This window comes from Nonomuraea composti (assembly GCF_012034275.1).
Classification (GTDB): domain Bacteria; phylum Actinomycetota; class Actinomycetes; order Streptosporangiales; family Streptosporangiaceae; genus Nonomuraea; species Nonomuraea composti.
Window position 1 is genome coordinate 23,794 of record NZ_JAATEP010000042.1, and the last position, 16,848, is coordinate 40,641.

17 protein-coding genes are annotated in these 16,848 nt (G+C 72.8%); 7 read left to right on the top strand and 10 right to left on the bottom strand.

Going from position 1 to position 16,848, the window contains the following annotated elements; all coding sequences use genetic code 11:
- Nucleotides 1-64: 64 nt before the first annotated feature.
- Both HCN51_RS41275 and HCN51_RS41280 read right to left on the bottom strand, forming a co-directional pair.
- On the bottom strand, nt 65-886 hold the full coding sequence (locus HCN51_RS41275; RefSeq protein ID WP_168017480.1) for a hypothetical protein: 822 nt from the start codon (nt 884-886) through the stop codon (nt 65-67).
- Nucleotides 887-926: 40 nt separating this feature from the next.
- A complete protein-coding gene (locus HCN51_RS41280) occupies nt 927-1,241 on the bottom strand; it encodes a hypothetical protein (RefSeq protein ID WP_155128298.1) in 315 nt (104 codons plus the stop codon).
- Nucleotides 1,242-1,389: 148 nt separating this feature from the next.
- Here HCN51_RS41280 and eccB point away from each other — a divergent pair, with 148 nt between their 5' ends.
- A complete protein-coding gene (eccB, locus tag HCN51_RS41285; RefSeq protein ID WP_168017481.1) occupies nt 1,390-2,778 on the top strand; it encodes a type VII secretion protein EccB in 1,389 nt (462 codons plus the stop codon).
- Here eccB and HCN51_RS41290 read toward each other — a convergent pair.
- The 3 genes from HCN51_RS41290 to HCN51_RS41300 are packed head-to-tail and all read right to left on the bottom strand — an operon-like array spanning nt 2,772 to nt 5,203.
- Nucleotides 2,772-3,956 carry a transglycosylase SLT domain-containing protein gene (locus tag HCN51_RS41290; protein WP_168017482.1) on the bottom strand — a complete coding sequence of 395 codons (1,185 nt, stop codon included), beginning with the start codon at nt 3,954-3,956 and terminating at the stop codon, nt 2,772-2,774. The two genes, eccB and HCN51_RS41290, sit on opposite strands and share 7 nt — an antisense overlap.
- Nucleotides 3,953-4,228 carry a hypothetical protein gene (locus tag HCN51_RS41295; RefSeq protein WP_080041638.1) on the bottom strand — a complete coding sequence of 92 codons (276 nt, stop codon included), beginning with the start codon at nt 4,226-4,228 and terminating at the stop codon, nt 3,953-3,955. The genes HCN51_RS41290 and HCN51_RS41295 overlap by 4 nt, the downstream gene beginning before the upstream one ends.
- Before the next feature lie 18 nt (nt 4,229-4,246).
- Complete coding sequence (locus HCN51_RS41300) at nt 4,247-5,203, bottom strand: ArsR/SmtB family transcription factor (RefSeq protein WP_168017483.1); 957 nt, start codon at nt 5,201-5,203, stop codon at nt 4,247-4,249.
- Nucleotides 5,204-5,535: 332 nt separating this feature from the next.
- Between HCN51_RS41300 and HCN51_RS41305 the strand changes: the two genes are divergently transcribed.
- Together HCN51_RS41305 and HCN51_RS41310 are read left to right on the top strand one after the other, a co-directional pair.
- Nucleotides 5,536-5,727, top strand: a complete 192-nt coding sequence (locus HCN51_RS41305; protein ID WP_155128294.1) for a hypothetical protein — start codon at nt 5,536-5,538, stop codon at nt 5,725-5,727.
- 257 nt (nt 5,728-5,984) lie between these two features.
- Nucleotides 5,985-8,348, top strand: coding sequence for a glycoside hydrolase family 3 N-terminal domain-containing protein (locus HCN51_RS41310; RefSeq protein WP_168017484.1), 2,364 nt, complete (start codon nt 5,985-5,987; stop codon nt 8,346-8,348).
- A gap of 6 nt (nt 8,349-8,354) precedes the next feature.
- On the opposite strand, the gene HCN51_RS41315 is transcribed toward HCN51_RS41310, so the two are convergent.
- The 3 genes from HCN51_RS41315 to HCN51_RS41325 form a co-directional block, all read right to left on the bottom strand.
- The gene (locus HCN51_RS41315; RefSeq protein WP_168017485.1) at nt 8,355-9,344 is read right to left on the bottom strand and encodes an endonuclease/exonuclease/phosphatase family protein; all 990 of its coding nucleotides are present in this window, start codon (nt 9,342-9,344) and stop codon (nt 8,355-8,357) included.
- 99 nt (nt 9,345-9,443) lie between these two features.
- The gene (locus tag HCN51_RS41320) at nt 9,444-10,235 is read right to left on the bottom strand and encodes an SAM-dependent methyltransferase (RefSeq protein ID WP_168017486.1); all 792 of its coding nucleotides are present in this window, start codon (nt 10,233-10,235) and stop codon (nt 9,444-9,446) included.
- A gap of 25 nt (nt 10,236-10,260) precedes the next feature.
- Nucleotides 10,261-11,016 (bottom strand): SpoIIE family protein phosphatase, encoded by a 756-nt coding sequence (locus tag HCN51_RS41325; RefSeq protein WP_168017487.1) that lies wholly within the window; start codon nt 11,014-11,016, stop codon nt 10,261-10,263.
- Between the two features lie 314 nt (nt 11,017-11,330).
- Here HCN51_RS41325 and HCN51_RS41330 point away from each other — a divergent pair, with 314 nt between their 5' ends.
- The 3 genes from HCN51_RS41330 to HCN51_RS41340 are packed head-to-tail and all read left to right on the top strand — an operon-like array spanning nt 11,331 to nt 14,274.
- A complete protein-coding gene (locus tag HCN51_RS41330; protein WP_168017488.1) occupies nt 11,331-12,485 on the top strand; it encodes a sensor histidine kinase in 1,155 nt (384 codons plus the stop codon).
- A complete protein-coding gene (locus HCN51_RS41335) occupies nt 12,482-13,603 on the top strand; it encodes a hypothetical protein (RefSeq protein ID WP_168017489.1) in 1,122 nt (373 codons plus the stop codon). Before HCN51_RS41330 ends, HCN51_RS41335 begins: the two co-directional genes overlap by 4 nt.
- Complete coding sequence (locus tag HCN51_RS41340) at nt 13,570-14,274, top strand: response regulator (protein WP_168017490.1); 705 nt, start codon at nt 13,570-13,572, stop codon at nt 14,272-14,274. Before HCN51_RS41335 ends, HCN51_RS41340 begins: the two co-directional genes overlap by 34 nt.
- Nucleotides 14,275-14,331: 57 nt before the next feature.
- Here HCN51_RS41340 and HCN51_RS41345 read toward each other — a convergent pair whose 3' ends face one another.
- On the bottom strand, nt 14,332-14,907 hold the full coding sequence (locus HCN51_RS41345) for a Uma2 family endonuclease (protein WP_168017491.1): 576 nt from the start codon (nt 14,905-14,907) through the stop codon (nt 14,332-14,334).
- Between the two features lie 298 nt (nt 14,908-15,205).
- Here HCN51_RS41345 and HCN51_RS41350 point away from each other — a divergent pair, with 298 nt between their 5' ends.
- Complete coding sequence (locus tag HCN51_RS41350) at nt 15,206-15,871, top strand: lytic polysaccharide monooxygenase auxiliary activity family 9 protein (RefSeq protein WP_168017492.1); 666 nt, start codon at nt 15,206-15,208, stop codon at nt 15,869-15,871.
- A gap of 54 nt (nt 15,872-15,925) precedes the next feature.
- Here the strand turns inward: HCN51_RS41350 and sigJ are convergent, their stop codons facing one another.
- Entirely contained in the window at nt 15,926-16,822 is an 897-nt protein-coding gene (sigJ, locus tag HCN51_RS41355) for an RNA polymerase sigma factor SigJ (RefSeq protein ID WP_168017493.1), read from the bottom strand.
- Nucleotides 16,823-16,848 lie beyond the last annotated feature (26 nt).

Below are 16,848 nucleotides of genomic sequence, written 5' to 3' on the forward strand. Positions count from 1 at the left end.
GCCGACCCCCTTGGCCGGCTCACCCCCTCCGCCGACTGATCCCCTTACGTTGCCCGACCGCCCCCTACGGCTGGTTGCGTACCACGTCGTCCAGGTCCATGTCGCCGTCCGGCGTCCTGACCCGCCAGCCGAACGTGCCGGTCGCGGCGGGCAGCCCGCTCGCGGGCGGCTCGGCGAACGTGCCCGCCTTCGCCGTGTCGATGGCCGCGCGGCCGAAGTCGATCGCCGCGGCCCCGTCCGGCCGCATGAACCTGAGCTGCAGGGCCGCCGTGCCGCCGCTGTAGGCGGCGACCGCGCTCAGCGTCGAGCCCAGGAACGCCTGCAACCGGCCGCCCGCCGCGGCCAGCGCCGCGTTCGCCTGAGCGGCGGTCGCGCGCATGGCGACCCGCGCCGCCACCCTGGTCTGCGGGACCAGCGCGAGCGCCTGCAGCCGCAGCAGCCGCAGGTACGTCGTGCGCGCGATCCCGGCCGCCGCGCCCCAGTACACGGCGAACCCGTCGCCGATGCCGTCCACGTGCGAGGCCGCCCACTGCACGTTCGTGCGGAAGGCGTCGAGGTGGGCGCGCAGCTCGGTGGCCGCGGCGGCGAACGCCTTCTGGTCCTCGGCGATCCACTTCTCGCCCGACGTCCTGATCACGTCGTTGAGCGCGTTGTTGGCCGGCTTGTCGAGCCGGCCGCCGGCGCCCGCCTGGAGGTTGGAGGCCGCCGTCCAGATGCCCGGCACGTTCGCGACGGCCGGGACGGTGGCCAGCAGGCCGAGCGCGATCGACGGCTCCAGCCTGGCCGCCAGGCGCAGCGTGCGCTGCACCTCGGCCGGGTCGGGGGCGCGCTTCGCGTGCCGCAGCACCGAGCCGTCCGCGGCCCGGCCCGCGACCCTGCGGCTCACGGCTCGACCCGCTGGACGGCGGGATCCGCGACCCTGCGGCTCATGGCTTGACCCGCTGGACGGCCAGGTCTTCGGCGGTGCGCCAGTTCTGCTCCGCGTGCTTCAGGTCCTCGCCCTCCCACTTGCCGAGGACGGCCAGCACGGCGTCGGCGTCGCGCAGGAACGAGTCGAGCAGTGACCGGTAGAGCGCGCCGACCGTCCACTCGCCCACGGCTCCCCAGCCGGGGAAGTCGACCGCCTTGTTCTCCTCGAAGATCTGGCGCACCTCGGTGAAGATCGGCAGCAGCTCTTCCCTGATGCTGCGCCGGACCTCGCCGATCGCGTCGGGAGTGAGATAACGCGTATCCGGTTTCACGTTCTCCACCTTGTGACATCCGGCCGCGGTCACGTGCGGATGTCATTAACTGATCAATAACCGTTCGCAAATCGGAAACCGACCCGCTTCCCGGCCTTTATCCCGATAAATTGGAGTAAGAAGGTATTCGTGTGATCAGAGGGGCGGAGTGCACAGCCAGCGCGACCTTTACCAGGCCTACCGCCTCACCCTCCAACGCATCGGGCTGGCCCTCCTGCGCGCCCAGCCCAACCAGCCGGACTGGCCGCTGCGCCGCCAGACCGTCGGCTTCCTGGCCGGCGTCATGGTCGCCGTCCTGCTCTGCGTCGGCTTCGCGGTGTACGGCCTGCTGCGCCCCGGCGGCACCCTGTCCCTGGAGAGCCCCGGCACGCTGATCATCGAGCGCGAGACCGGCGCCCGCTTCGTCTACAGCCAGGAGCAGCGCCGGCTCATCCCCGTCGCCAACTACGCCTCCGCCCGCCTCGTCCTGGCCGCCGGGCAGGTCAAGGAGCGGGTCGTCGCACGTGAGGCGCTGGCCACGTACGAGCGGGGCGCCGCCATCGGCATCCCCGGCGCCCCCGACTCGCTGCCCGCCCCGTCGAGCCTGGCCCGCGGCCCCTGGGCCGCCTGCGTGCAGGAGCGGGCCGGGCGGACCGGGCGCGAGCCGTACGTGACGCTCGTCGCCGGCCGCCAGGTCGGCGGCACGCCGGTCCCCGAAGGGGACGCGGTGCTCGTGGACGTCGGCGGGCAGACGTGGGCGATCTGGCGCGGCACCCGCATGCGGGTGGCCCCCGGCATCGCCCGCGGCCTCACCTCCGCCACACCCGCCGCCGTGCCCGTCTCCTGGCTGAACGCGCTGCCCGAAGGCCCTGATCTGGCCGCCCCCGCCATCCCCGGGCGCGGCCGGCCCGTGACCGGCCCCGGCGGCAAGGCCGCCGCCGTCGGCCAGGTGTTCCGCGCCGACGGCGTGGCCGGCGGCGAGGCCCGCTGGTACGTGCTCCTCGGCGACGGCCTCGCCCCCATCACCCAGGGCCAGGCCACGCTCCTGCTCAGCGACCCCGCCAGCCGGGCCGCCTACGGCGGGGGCGCGGTCAGGGAGATCCCCGTCGACGCGGCCACCGCCAACGCCGCCCCCCGCTCCCGCGACACCGTCGCCGCCGACGGCCTGCCCGCCGCCATGCCGCGCATGACCGCCCACGACCCGTCCGCCCCGCTCTGCGCCGTCTACGCCGGCACCGGCTCCACCCGCGTCCGCCTCACCACCGGCGCCACCCTGCCCCCGCCGCACGGCGACGCCACCGACCTCGTACGCCTGCCGCCCGGCCAGGCCGTCCTCGCCGGAGTGCTGCCCGGCGACGGCCGGCTCGACGCCGTGCAGTCGTACTACCTCGTCACCCAGGACGGCCGCCGCTACGCCGTGCCCGGCACGGACGTCCTCGAGAAGCTCGGCTACCAGGCCGCCCAGGCCACCCCCGTGCCCGTGAACCTGCTCCAGCTCATCCCCGAAGGCCCCGTCCTCGACCCGGCGCGGGCCGCGAAGCCCGCGCTCGATCAGTAGCCCCGGTAACCGCCGCCGGTCTTCATGCCGACGACGCCCGGGACGTTCGAGACCGAGCCGTAGCGGGCGATGCTGTACCGCACCCCGGCGATGATGTTGTCCACCGGGTTGTAGATGTCGCCGTGGCCGGGCAGCTTGTAGCTGTTGAACGTGGGGTCGATGGTCTGCATCAGGCCCTTCGACGGGGTGCCCTTGGCGGCGTTGGAGTCCCAGTTGTTGATGGCGTGCGGGTTGCCGCCCGACTCGTGCTTGATGATCAGCCAGATGTCGTTCGGGTTCATCTTGTCGGCGGGGACGCCGTTCGCCTTGAGTATCGCGATCGCCTGGTTGATCCAGTCGGCCACCTGGCCCTGTGGGGCGGGGCCGCCGCCCGGGGGCGGCGGGCCGCTCGGCCCGTAACCCCCGAAACCGCCGCCGCCCGAGCCGTGGGGGGCGGCGGCCAGGGCGGTCTCCTGGCCCTCCAGACGCGCGGGCGACCAGCCGATCGGCCTGCCCGGCGCGGGGGTGAACGGCTGAGTGTCGGGCTCGGGCAGCTCGGCCGCCACGTTCGGGACGGCGGCGAGCGCGGTCTGGATCTTTCCTGCGGTGCCGGACAGGGTCGCGCCGGTGTCGGTGACCAGGCGCTGCAACGCGGTGCGGGCCTCGTCGAGCATGGGGCGCAGCGCCTGCGCGATCTGCTCCTCGGTGAGCGGCACGGCCTGCACCTGCCCGCTCGAAGCCTGCGCGGCCTGCGCCGGCCCGCTCGAAGCCTGCCCGCTCGAAGTCGGCCCGCCGGTCGCCCGGGTGGCCGGTGCCTGGGTGGTGGCGCGGAGCTCCTGGGCCGCCGTGGCGTACTGGCGGCAGATGTCCTGCGCCGCCGCCTCCGCGTCCCGCAGCGTGCGGGCGGCCGCGTCGAGGTGGTCGGCGCACTCCGTGAGCGCCTGCCGCAGCCGGTCGCCGCAGCCGGTCACCTTGCCCAGGTAGCCGGCGAACGCGTCGGCGCCGGCGCCCTCCCACGCCCCGTCCACCTCGGCCGCCGCGGCGCTCAGCGCGCCGGTGTGCCGCTCGCCCGTGCCGGCGGCGGCGCGCCACGCACCGGCCGCCGCGCCGATCGCGCCGGGATCGCCCACCAGCTTCGCGGCCAGGTCGGCCAGCTCCCCACCCCCAGGAGCCGCCCTGACCTCGTCGATCGCGCTCATCGCCGGACCGCCGTGCTGTCGGCGGTGGTGAGGGTGCGTTCGACGGCGTCCAGGGCGCGCTCCACCGCCTCCAGGCGGCTGCCCAGGAGCCGCGCCGCCTCCTCCGAGACGCGCTTGAGGTCGCCCGCCGCCCTGGCCATGGCCGCCGAGCCCGAGACGTCCCCGAAGGCCGCGGCGTCCGGCGCGGGGCCGGTCAGGGCGGCGAACGCGCCGGAGGCCGCCCTGGCCGCCGCCGCGCACCCGTCCAGAGCGTCGCGGTGGAACTTCAGCACCGGATCCCCTTCCTCACGTCAGCGCCGGAACAGCTCCAGCAGCTCCTCCGCCCGGTGGGTGCGGGCGATCCACACCTCGCGGCCCCGCCGCTCCCGCGTGATGAGCCGCCCGGCGCGCAGCCGGTCGCAGTGGTACGTCAGGCCGCTGGGCGCGATCTTCATGTCCGTGGCCAGCATGGACATGGTCATGGGCTGGTCGAGCGCGCAGAGCAGGTCCGCCCGTACCGGCCCGACCAGCGCGGACAGCTCGTCCAGGGCGGGCGCGACGGGTTTGCGCCACAGGGACTCCGCCCCGGGCACCGGGTAGGCGATCCACACGGCGGTGGGGTCGTCCAGGCCGAGGACGACCGCGTCCTTGCCGGCCAGCATCGGCACCAGGACGAGCCGGCGGTCGCCCAGCTCGTGCGTGCCGAGGTCGGGGCCGGGCAGGAGCAGGCCGCGCTCGCCGTACACGATGCGGTCGCTGATGGCGCCGAGCAGCAGCTCGGGGCCGCCCCGTACGGTCGTCACGCCGACCCGCTCGACCTCCCTGTCCAGCAGCGGGCGGGCCCGCTTCCACAGGGGCTCCGTGGTGCTCCAGACGTCGGCCAGGGCGCCGGCGTAGCCGCGCAGCCAGCGGGTGGGCCGCTCGGCCGCCGCCCGCCAGTGCGGCGGCGGCGTGCCGGGGCCGAACGTGCGCTCCAGGTCCTCGACGAGGGCTTCGCCGGGGAGCTCGTGCAGCGCGCTGATCTGGGCCTGGATGGAGAAGTCGCCGCTGACGGGGGAGTGCGGGACGAGGCTGTCGGGCGCGATCGCGATGCCCGGCGCGGACAAAGGCCGCACGGCCTCGTGCCCGTACGGGCCGACGCGCGAGCTGATCGCCCGGCGCCATAACTCGGGCAGGCCCCGCCGGCGGCCGGCGAGGGCGTCGGTGAGCATGGCAAGGGCGGTGAGGTTGGGTGAGATCGAGATGTAGAGCTTCGGTGTGGAGCTCACGCGCAGCTCGCTCCACACGTTCGTCCTTGTTACTTGGGCCCCCACGGGTAGGACTGTAGACAGCTCGGACATCGCCGGATGAATGCTTCAACGAAGCTAGAAACATCCATAAATCCAGCGCTGTCTCTTCCCTTCAGGCGCCGCGCGGGGAGCCTTTCTTCCACCGAGGTCTAAAGATCGTCATCCATGGAGGGGTTTTCCTCACCGGACGGCTCGCCATATCACTGGCCGAACGCCCCACCGGGATGCGAGGCTGCCCGCAACCGCCCCGGTCCTCCTGCGAACGGGTGACCGGGGCGGAGACCGCAGGTGCACCGAGAGGAGTGCTGCAGATGTCACACGACGCCAGCCGCGTCGCGGCGAAGCGGATCAACGATCACGTGGAGCTCATCCACGTGGACAACCCGGACGCGGTGCTGGAGGTTCCTCGCCGCGACTGGGAGGCGTTCACCGCGGCCGTCAAGTCCGGCGCGTTCGACCTCGAAACGCTCAACCGCCAGGCCGAGGGAAGCAACGTGGCCTGACAGCCTTCCGCAGCACGACGGCGCCCGCTCCCTGTCAGGGGGCGGGCGCTTCCGTGCGGACAAGTTTCTTGAAAGTTTCACCGGCGTAACAGCGACAGAAGTGCTGGTCAACAGGGTTGGCGGGGGGCCGTTTCCATTCTTCCGGAAATCCGTTCCCGAAATTTTCGGAATAGTGTCGAAATATTCTTGACGAGTTTGCGAGGGACACCTAAAGTCCCGGCGTAATGATCGGGATGAATCTCTCGAAGGTCGCAACCATGACATCTGTCAACGTGCCGGGCCTCGCGCCCTGGCGGGACGCCGCCCGCACGACCGAGGAGCGGGTGGAGAGCCTGCTCGCCGACCTCACCCTTGAGGAGAAGGTCGCGCAGCTCGGCTCCGTGTGGGTCCAGAGCGACGAGCCCGGCAACGTCGCCCCCCTCCAAGACCGCTTCACCGTGGCCGACGGCATGGAGGAGCGGCTGCGGTACGGCCTCGGCCACCTGACCCGCGTCTACGGCACCGCGCCGGTCGGCCCCGCCGAGGGCGCGGCCCGGCTGCGCTCCATGCAGGAGCAGGTGATGGCCGCCAACCGGCACGGCATCCCCGCCATCGCCCACGAGGAGTGCCTGACCGGGTTCGCCACGTACGGGGCGACCGCGTACCCGACGCCGCTGGCCTGGGCGGCCACCTTCGACCCCGGCCTGATCGAGCGCATGGCCGCGGCCATCGGCGCCGACCTGCGCGCGGCCGGGGTGCACCAGGGGCTCTCGCCCGTCCTCGACGTCGTCAGGGACTACCGGTGGGGCCGGGTCGAGGAGACGCTGGGGGAGGACCCGTACCTGGTGGGGCAGCTCGGGGCGGCCTACGTCCGCGGCCTGGAGGGCGCCGGCGTCATCGCCACCCTCAAGCACTTCGCCGGCTACGCCGCCTCGCGCGCCGCCCGCAACCAGGCGCCCGTCAGCATCGGGCCGCGCGAGCTGGCCGACGTGATCCTGCCGCCGTTCGAGACCGCGCTGCGCGAGGGCGGGGCGCGCTCGGTCATGAACTCCTACGCCGACGTCGACGGCGTGCCCGTCGGCGCGAACCCGCACCTGCTGCGCGGCGTCCTGCGCGAGGAGTGGGGGTTCGACGGGACGGTGGTGGCCGACTACTGGTCCATCCCGTTCCTGGCGTCCATGCACGGCGTGGCCGAGGACCTGCCCGACGCGGGGGCGGTGGCCATGCTGGCGGGCATCGACGTCGAGCTGCCCGAGACCCACGGGTACGGCGAGCACCTGGTGGGCCACGTCCGCGCGGGGCGGGTGGACGAGGCGCTGGTGGACGCGGCGGTGCGGCGGGTGCTGCGGCAGAAGATCGACCTCGGCCTGCTCGACGCCGCCCCGGACGGCGACCCGGACTCGGACCTGGCCCCAGAGCTGGCCCCGGACCTGGCCCCGGAGCTGGACCTGGACAGCCCCCGCAACCGGCGCCTCGCCACCGCCGTCGCGGAACGTTCCATCGTCCTGCTCGGCAACACCGGCCGCGTCCTGCCCCTCGACCCCGCCACCACCGCGCGGATCGCCGTGCTCGGCCCCTGCGCCGACGACCCGCGCACGCTGCTCGGCTGCTACGCCTTCCCCAACCACGTCCTCGACCGCTACCCCGAGCACGGCACCGGCCTGCCGATCCCCTCCGTCAGGGAGCGGCTGGCGGCCGAGTTCCCGCACGCCGAGCTGTGCTACGCCCTCGGCGCCGACGTGACCGGCGAGGACGCGTCCGGCATCGCGCCGGCCGCGGAGCTGGCCGCCGGGTGCGACCTGGCGGTGCTGTTCGTCGGCGACCGGGCCGGGCTGTTCGGCGGCGGCACCTCGGGCGAGGGCTGCGACGCCGCCGACCTGCGGCTGCCCGGCCTCCAGCCGGACCTCGTCGAGGCGGTGCTGGCCACGGGCACGCCGACGGTGCTCGTCGTGGTGTCCGGGCGGCCGTACGCGCTCGGCGCGTACAAGGAGCGGGTCGCGGCGGCGATCCAGGCGTTCTTCCCCGGCGTCGAGGGCGGCGCGGCGCTGGCCGGAGTGCTCAGCGGCCGGGTCAACCCGTCGGGGCGGCTGCCGGTGCAGATCCCGGCCGCGCCCGCCATCAACCCCTCCACCTACCTGCAGCCGCCCCTGGGCAGGAAGGCCGAGGGCATCACGGTGCTCGACCCGACCCCGGCGTACGCGTTCGGGCACGGCCTGTCGTACGCCGACATCGAGTACGTCTCCATGACCACCGACCGCACCGACCACCCCGTGGACGGCACGGTCGAGGTGTCGGTGACCGTGCGCAACGCCGGTGACCGGCCCGCCGAGGAGGTCGTGCAGCTCTACGCCTCCGACCCGGTCGCGCAGGTCGCGAGGCCGGCCCTCCAGCTCGTCGGGTTCGCGCGGGTGCGCCTGGCGGCGGGGCGGAGCCGCACGGTGGTCTTCGACGTGCCGGCGGACGCGTTCTCGTACACCGGCGTGGAGCTGCGCCGCATCGTCGAGCCGGGGCTCATCACGCTGTCCGCCGGCCCGTCGGCGGACGAGCCGCCGCTGCGTCAGGACATCCGGCTCACCGGCGCCACCCGCGTGCTGCGCGGCCCGCGCCGCCTCACCACCAGGGCCACGCTTCTGGAGGACTGAACGCGGTCAGGGCAGCCGCAGCTCGGCGAAGATGCCGCGGTGGTCGGTCCTGGGCACGTCCAGGAAGTCCACCCGGCGCACCGCCACCCGGGGGTCGGCCACGATGTGGTCGATGGAGATGATCGGCGGGATCGGCCGGAAGTTCGGCCAGGTGGGCGTCAGGCCCTCGCCCGCCTGCTCGGCCGCGTCCACGTATCCGCGTCCCAGCAGGTCGCGGAAGGCGCGGTGGTCGAGGCTGGCGTTGAAGTCGCCCGCCAGCACCCGCACGACGGAGGGCGAGGGGGAGGGGAGGGCGCGCAGGGCGGCGTTCCACTCCGCCTCCTTGCGGCCCAGCGGCGGGTTGGGGTGCACGGCCACGACCTCGACCTTGGCGCCTCCGGGCAGCGTCACGGAGGCGGCCGGCATGTTGTGCCCGATCGGGGTGAACAGGCCGGGCAGCTCGGTCAGCGGGTGCTTGGAGTAGATGCCGCTGCCGGTCACGTCGATCTCCGGCTGCAGCACCCGGTACGGCATGAGCTGCTTCAGCCCGGCCGCGTCGAGCTGCGCGGCCTCGGCGTGGGTCAGCTCCAGGGCGCTGAACACCTCGACGTCGTTGCGCCGGACGAAGTCGACGACGGTCCGGGCGTCACCGCGGCCGAACAGGTTGACCGCCAGCACCCGCAGCGCGGGCCCGCTCGCCGGGGGCTGCTCGGCGGGGAACGCGCGCGGCGCCACGCCCGCGGTCATCGTCACGCACGCGAGCGCGGCCACGAGCGCCGCCCACCGGTTGCGCCGCAGCAGCGCCACGACCGCGGTCAGCGCCGCCAGCCCCGCGCCCCACGGCGTCACGGTCATGAGCTGCGTGGGGAACGAGCCCTGCTCCCACCCGCCGACCCGGACGGCCGCCCACACCGCCAGCAGCACGGCGACCGTCCAGGAGAACCATCGCCTGCGCCGTCTCTTCTGCTTCGTCCGCTTCCCGGTCTCGGCGCGTTCGATGCCGGCCGTCGTGCTCACGCCGCCGTCCTGTCGTCCCCGAACTGATGCACAGCCTGAACCTTAAACGGCATCGCCGCAGGCAGCGCGGCGCCACCTGTGAACGTCCTCAGGTTCGGGCTAGCGCTTGTGGCCCACCCCGGCGTACATCCAGGCCGCCTCGTCGGGGAAGAGCGGCTCGTCGCGCCACTTCGACACGGCCACCAGGCCCGGCTCCACCAGGTCGAAGCCGTCGAAGTAGCGGAGGATCCGCTCGCCGGAGCGCGGCGTGCGGTGCATCGCCTGCGGCCGGGTCGCCTCCAGGTAGTCGGCCGCGACCTGCGGGGGCACGAGGTCGAGCGTCAGGTGGCTGAGCACCAGGTAGCTGCCGGACGGCAGGGCCTGCGCGTACGTCTTGACCAGCCGCTCCGGGTCGTCCTCGTCGGGGATGTGCATGAGGATGGCGACCATGACCAGCGCGATCGGCTGGGTGAAGTCGAGGGTGGCCAGCACGTCGGGGTGCTCCAGGATCGACTGCGGCTCGCGCACGTCGGCCTCGATGTAGGCCGTGCGGCCCTCGGGCGTGCTGGTCAGCAGCGCCCTGGCGTGGGCCATGACGATCGGGTCGTTGTCGACGTAGACGACCCGCGACTCGGGCGCCACCGCCTGCGCCACCTCGTGGGTGTTGCCCTGGCTGGGGATGCCGGTGCCCAGGTCGAGGAACTGCCGTACGCCGAGGCCGGCCAGGTGGCGCACCGCCCGGCCGAGGAAGGCGCGGTTGTTCCTGGCGCTCTCGCGCACGCCCGGCACCGCGGCCATGGTCTGCTCGGCCACCCGGCGATCGGCCTCGAAATTGTCCTTGCCGCCGAGCCAGTAGTCGTAGACCCGGGCGGAGTGCGGGATGTTCGGGTTGATGCCGTGCGGTGCGCTCACACCGCGATCTTAAGTCAGACGACTGTCACGCGGTCACGAATTCGGCGATGATCACCGTGGCGTCGCCCTTCGGCTCCATCGCGGCCATCTCGTCGTACATGCGGTCCAGGCACGCCGCCGGGGACGCGCCCCCGGCCAGCAGCTCCTTCACCCGCGCCGCCCCCAGCGCCTTGACGGCCCCGTGCGTGACGATCGCCACGCGGTCGCCGGGGCGCAGCGTCACCGTGCCGAGCTCCGGGTTCAGCGCCGGCGGCAGCCCGACCCCGCGTACCGGCGGGCCCTCGCCGACCACGTGCGGCGTCGTCAGCCGGCGCGGCTCGGCGCCCTTCGGGCAGTGCCAGATCTCGCCGTCGCCCACGTGCGCGAACCGCAGCCGCGGGCTCTCCGCCCGCTCCAGCACCACCAGGTCCAGGGTGGCGACCAGATCGGGCACGGCCGGGTCGCGCAGGGACGCGGTCCGCACCGCCCGGTGCGCGGCCTGCGCGCACTCGTCCAGACCCTCCTCGCCGTACTGCGGCCGGGCCGCGATGACCGCGCCGAGGGTCAGCGCGGCGGCCGCGTGGGCGGTCTCCCCGCCGCCCACGCCCCTGGCCGCCGCGATCAACCGCTCCTGGACGACGTACGCGTCCGACGGGCGCCCCAGCCCGCCCTCGTACGTGCCCCCCACCGCCACGAGCCGCGGCCGAGCCACCGGCATCCCGGCCGGCCAGTTCCCCTGCCGGCCCCTGACCGTCATCACGGACAGGCAGCCCAGCAGGACCGTGATCACGAACGCTGTCATGAAGTCCCCTCCCGCCGCGATCTCCGCGGCACATCGCGTCCTAGTACACGCTCTTGTGAAGGGACGCGGCTGACGGCCGATCGGCCGTCGTAGCGCTCTGACGGCCGATCGACCGTCATGCCGCGGGCCGGGCCGCGAGACAGGGTTCGGGTGGGGCGGGATCACCGCAGCAGAGCCGAGGAAGACGACCATGAGGCCCACGACGCCACGCGTCACCATACAAACCACGAAATACGCGGGAGAAACCCTTTCGTGTGGACTTTCAGCCATTATCGTGAGATCCGTTCGGTGCCCATATCGCGTGCGGACGGCTCATGGCTCTCACCGGCTCCACGAGATACGACTCGGCCACCAGGCAGCTCACCAAGGCCGTCGCGCGGACAGGAGCCGGCGCGCGCAGCGCGGTGGGGTCGGTGGCGGTCGTCGCCGCGCTCTTCGGCGCGGTCCCGCCGGTCTCCCTCGCGTGGCTGGCGCCCATGCTGCTGGTCCACCTCGTGTGGACGCTCCTGTACGTCCGCGTCTTCTGGCGCGCGGACCTGCTGCCGTACTGGCTGGTGGCCGGTGATGTGGCCATCACCGTCGGGCTCTGCCTCGCGCAGGTCCACCTCGTCCCCACGGAGGCGCTCGTCACGGGGTCGAGCTGGGTGCACGGGCTGGTCACGATGACCGTCGTCATGGCCGGCGTGACCTGGCGACCCATCGTGGCGATCCCCGTCGGCCTCGCCCTGGCCGCGGCGTTCGCGGCCGGCGTGCGGCTGGCCTCGCCCACCCACGACGTGTACGGCTCCCTCGGGATCCACCTCGTGCAGCTCCTCGCGATCGTGCTGCTCATGACGCTGCTGCGGCGCTCGGCCGCCTCCGCCGACGCCTTCCTGCGGCAGAGCGTGCGCGCCGACATCTCCCTCATGGTCGAACGGCTGCGCCGCGAGGACGAGCTGCGCCAGGTCGGCAGCATCCACGAGACCTCGCTGCACACGCTCACCATGGTCGGCCTCGGCACCTACGACGAGCCGTCCCCCACCCTGCGCGACCAGGTGGCCACCGACCTGGCGGCGCTGGAGAAGCTGCGCGACCAGCCGCACGCCGGCTCCGTGCCCATCGCCCTCGACGCGCTGCTCGACCAGGTGGCCGGGCGGGCCACCGGCCTCGACGTGCACCGTCGCCTCACCCCCGAGACCGTCCCCGGCGAGGTCGCCGAGCGCTTCGCCCGCGCCGTCACCGAGGCCCTGGCGAACGTCGCCCTGCACGCCGGCGTCCGCGAGGCCGAGCTCGTCTCCTCCCGGCGCGACGGCGAGATCGTGGTCGAGGTCGCCGACGCCGGCCGCGGCTTCGACCAGGACCGCCTGCCGCCCGACCGGTTCGGCGTGCGCGGCTCCATCCTCGACACGATGCGCACCCTGCCGAACGGCGGCGCCCAGATCTCCTCCGGCGACCGGGGCACCCGCGTGAGCCTGTGGTGGCGGCCATGACCGAAGAGATCGAGCAGGTCGCCCGCCGCTACGCCCGCTACACAGCACTCGGCGCCGTCGTCATCGCCGGAGTCTGGCACCTCGGCTACGACCTCACCGTCACCCTCACCGGCTGGAGCTCCTTCCGCTGGCCCTGGGTCGCCCTCGCCGCCTGGGTGCTCTACTCCGCGATCTTCGTCGTCGGCGCGCTCGCCCTGTCCAGGACCTCCCGCGGCCCCGACCGCGTCCTGGAGCTCGCCCTCGCCACCCTCGCCGTGGACGTCGCCGTCATCGTCGCCTCCCGCCCCGAGGAGCTGCTCGGCATCAGCGACTGGGGCTGGGGCTCCATCGGCTGGATCGGCGTCATGCTGATGTGGGGGCGGCCGCGCTGGCGTACCGAGATCATCGCCTTCCTGTCCGCGAACGCCGGCATCATGCTGGCCGCCATGGCCGTCGCGGGCTCCCTCGACCGCGTCTCCATCGCCAAATACCTCGTCGTCATCGCCGGCGGCGTCACCATGCAGCTCGGCTACATGGCCGGCTGCCACCTGCTGCGCACCCGCGCCGAGGAGACCGTGCTGCTGGCCCGCAAGCTCGCCGCCGACGACGCCTGGCGCGAGTCCGCCCAGCGCATCCACGCCGACCGGCTGCGCCGCTACGAGGCCATCCGCGACGTCGCGGAATCCCTGCTCACCCAGCTCGCCGACGGCGCCGACCCCGGCGACCCGCGCGTCCGCGAGGACTGCACCGCCGGCGCCATGCGGCTGCGGCGGCTCATCACCGAGCGCGAGGACGTCCCCGACGAGCTGGTGTCCGTGCTGCGCGAGCGCATCGACGCCGCCGAACGCCGCCAGGTCCTCGTCACGGCCCCGCCGTTCGGCGAGCACCTGCCCGCCCTGCCGGACGGCGTGCGCGAGGACCTGCTCCGAGCACCCGTCCGCGCCCTCGACGGCGCCAGAACCCGCGCCAGGGTCACCGTGTCCGCCATGTCCACCATGGTGAGCGTGGCGGTGGTGGCCGACAACGACGACCTGCCCATCAGCCCCACCCCCGTCCAAGAGGCCAGCGGGGTCGTCGTCAGCTATCAGCGGCTGGGAGGTGAGGTATGGGTCAACAGCATCTGGCAGGGCCGGTCGTGACGGTCGCCCTCGTGGAGGACCATCAGGTGGTGGTGGACGGCGTACGGTCGTGGTTCGCGCCGCCCACGCCCGTGGAGCTCGTCGCGCAGGGCCCCACCATCGAGTCCGTCCGCGGCACGCCCGCCGACGTCCTGCTGCTCGACCTCAACCTCAACGGCACCATGGTCGTGGACCGGGTCGCCGAGCTGTGCGCCGGCGGCCAGCGCGTCATCGTCTTCTCCGAGCACGAGGAGCCCGAGATCGTGCGCAGGGTCCTCGACGCCGGCGCCTCCGCCTTCATCGGCAAGGGCCGCGCCACCCGGGAGTCCTGCCTGGAGACCATCCTGGAGGTGGCCGCCGACCGCCCCACCGTCACCCCGCCGATGGCCCAGGCCATCGCCACCGACGAGGGCCCCCACCGGCCCCAGCTGTCCGACAAGGAGCGGGCGGCGCTGCTGTACTGGTTCCAGTCCATGTCCAAGGCGTCCGTGGCGGCCCGCATGGGCATCAAGGAACGGACGGTGCGGCAGTACATAGACCGGGCGCGGGTCAAATACGCGGCGGCCGGAAGACCCGCGCCCACCAAAGAGAAACTGCTCATCTGCGCCATCCAGGACGGCCTGGTACGCCCTGATGAGGTGACCGTCTACACGTCACTGGCCGCCCAGGCCCCTGCGGACCGGCAGGAATGAAGCTCCTGGACCCCGGCACTCCCAGCAGGAGGGGGCCGGCAGAGCCGGGGTCCAGGTCTAGTCGAGAAGCTGAGCGGGGTCGAAGCGCACGGGGAACGGCCAGGTCAGCCTGGCCGTGGTGCCGGCCTTGTAGGCAGTGGGCGGGTCGTAGCTGTCGCCGTTGAGCTCGTAGACGTAGAGCGTGGGGCCCTCGTTCAGCTCGAACCGCCAGTAAGCGGGGACGCCGGCTTCGGCATACGCCACAGCTTTGAGTGATTTGTCCTGCTTCTGAGTGCTTGGGCTCACGACCTCTCCAGCGAGCAGCATGTCGCGAGGTGAGAACATGAGCCCGCCACGCAACGCCGCGCTCCTCGGCACGACGACGAGGTCGGGGATGTAGTAGTCCTTGTCCGACACCCGGAAGTTGACGTTCGTCAAGGTCAACAGCTCGCGTGGAGCCGCGTTCAGGAGTACGTGCATGGCATTGGTGATGGCCACTTGGTGAAGGATGGTGGGGGCAGAACTCACCAGCAGGTTCCCGTCGAAGAGCTCATAGCGGTTCCCGTCTTCGGGGAACTTGAGAAGGTCGTCGACCGTGAACGGCGGATCTCCGTAGGGAGACGCCGGCCGTCCTGCCGGTTCGATCGTTGCCATTGCGGTCACCCACTCAGTATCGGGAGTCTCGCCCTCGCTCAGATGCTACTTCCCCAAATTCCGTCACTTTACGTTCTGACGCCGTCACACAACGGACAGCGCGATCGTGTGGTTGAAACTTTCAACTCTGTGACCCACCTCCGGAAAGCCCTTTCCGCTGTTCAGCCCGGCCGTCCCACCCACCCGCCACCCCACTGACATCCGCCCTCACTTGGCCTGGCAGGCGCGGTCAGATACCGTCCCCCACCGGGAGCGCTCCTCACCACCGGAACCCCCGACCGGAACACGGAGACCGCACATGCCCCAACGAGCACCATCCCGCCGGGCGAAGCGCGCCCTGATCCTGCTGATGGCCCTGGCGATGATCTTCACCGTCCCGCTCACCGGCACCGCCTCGGCGCACGGCTCGGTCGTCGACCCGGCCTCCCGTAACTACGGCTGCTGGCTGCGCTGGGGCAGCGACTTCCAGAACCCCACCATGGCCCAGTCGGACCCCATGTGCTGGCAGGCCTGGCAGGACAACGCGAACGCCATGTGGAACTGGAACGGCCTCTACCGTGACGGCGTCGCCGGCAACCACCAGGGCGTCATCCCCAACGGCCAGCTCTGCAGCGCCGGCCGCACCCAGGACGGCCGCTACCGCTCGATGGACACCCCCGGCGCGTGGAAGACGACGAACCTCGGCAGCACGTTCGACATCCGCCTCACCGACCAGGCCTACCACGGCGCCGACTACATCCTCGTCTACATCACCCGCCAGGGGTACGACGCCACGACCACCCCGCTCGGCTGGAACCACCTGGAGCTGGTCCGGACGACGCCCAAGTACGCGCCCGCCGGCACGTACCCGATCACCGGCATCAGCAAGGGCTCGCGCACCGGCCGCCACGTCGTGGTCACGATCTGGAAGGCCTCGCACATGGACCAGACGTACTACTTCTGCAGCGACGTCAACTTCAGCTAGCCGCCCCGCCGCGACGGCCCTGCCGGTCACCCCCGCCCGGCAGGGCCGTCCCCCTCAGGGCGCGGTCCACAGGCGGAGCTTGTCGGGGTTGCGGACGGCCCAGATGTGCTTGATGCGATCATCGGCGATCTCGAACGCGCACACCGTCACGGTGACGCCCCCGCGCTGGACGATCAGCCCCGGCCGGCCGTTGACCGTGCGCTCCAGGATCGTCACGTCCTGCAGCACCTGCGTGAACCTGGTCAGCCCGCGCACGATCTGCTCGACCCCCTCCACCGGCCTGATCAGCGTGCTGACCATGCCGCCGCCGTCGGCGGTGATCGTGGCGCCGGGGTCGAGGAGCGCGACGAGGGCGTTGATGTCCTTGGCCTCCCACGCCTGCTTGAAGTCCCTGACGACGCCCGCCTGGCGGGCCTGCCCGGACGTCGGGGCCTGCGCGTCGCGGATGCGGCGGCGGGCCGAGGTGGCGAGCTGCCGGCAGGCCGCCGGGCTGCGCCCGACGATCTCGGCCACCTCGGCGAACGGGTAGCGGAAGACGTCGTGCAGGATGAACGCCACCCGCTCGGCCGGCGTCATCGACTCCAGGACGACGAGGAAGGCCATGTTGACGGACTCGTCGAGGGTGACCCGGTCGGCCGGGTCGCCGTTCGGTCCCTCGGGCAGGTCGGGCAGCGGCTCGGGGATCCATTCGCCCACGTACGTCTCGCGCCGGACCCGCGCCGAGGACAGCACGTTCAGGCAGAGGCGACCGGCGACCTTCGTCAGCCAGGCGCCCGGCGACTCGATGGCGTCCTGCTCCTCCCGTGACATGGCGTACCAGCGGGCGTAGGTCTCCTGCACGACGTCCTCGGCGTCGGCGAGCGAGCCCAGCAGCCGGTAGCCGAGGTTGAGCAGGTGCCGCCGCTCACTCATGATCACGGCCAGTGCGGGGTCGGGTCGGGTGCTGCCCATCGTGGTGCTGACTCCCTCATTCGTGT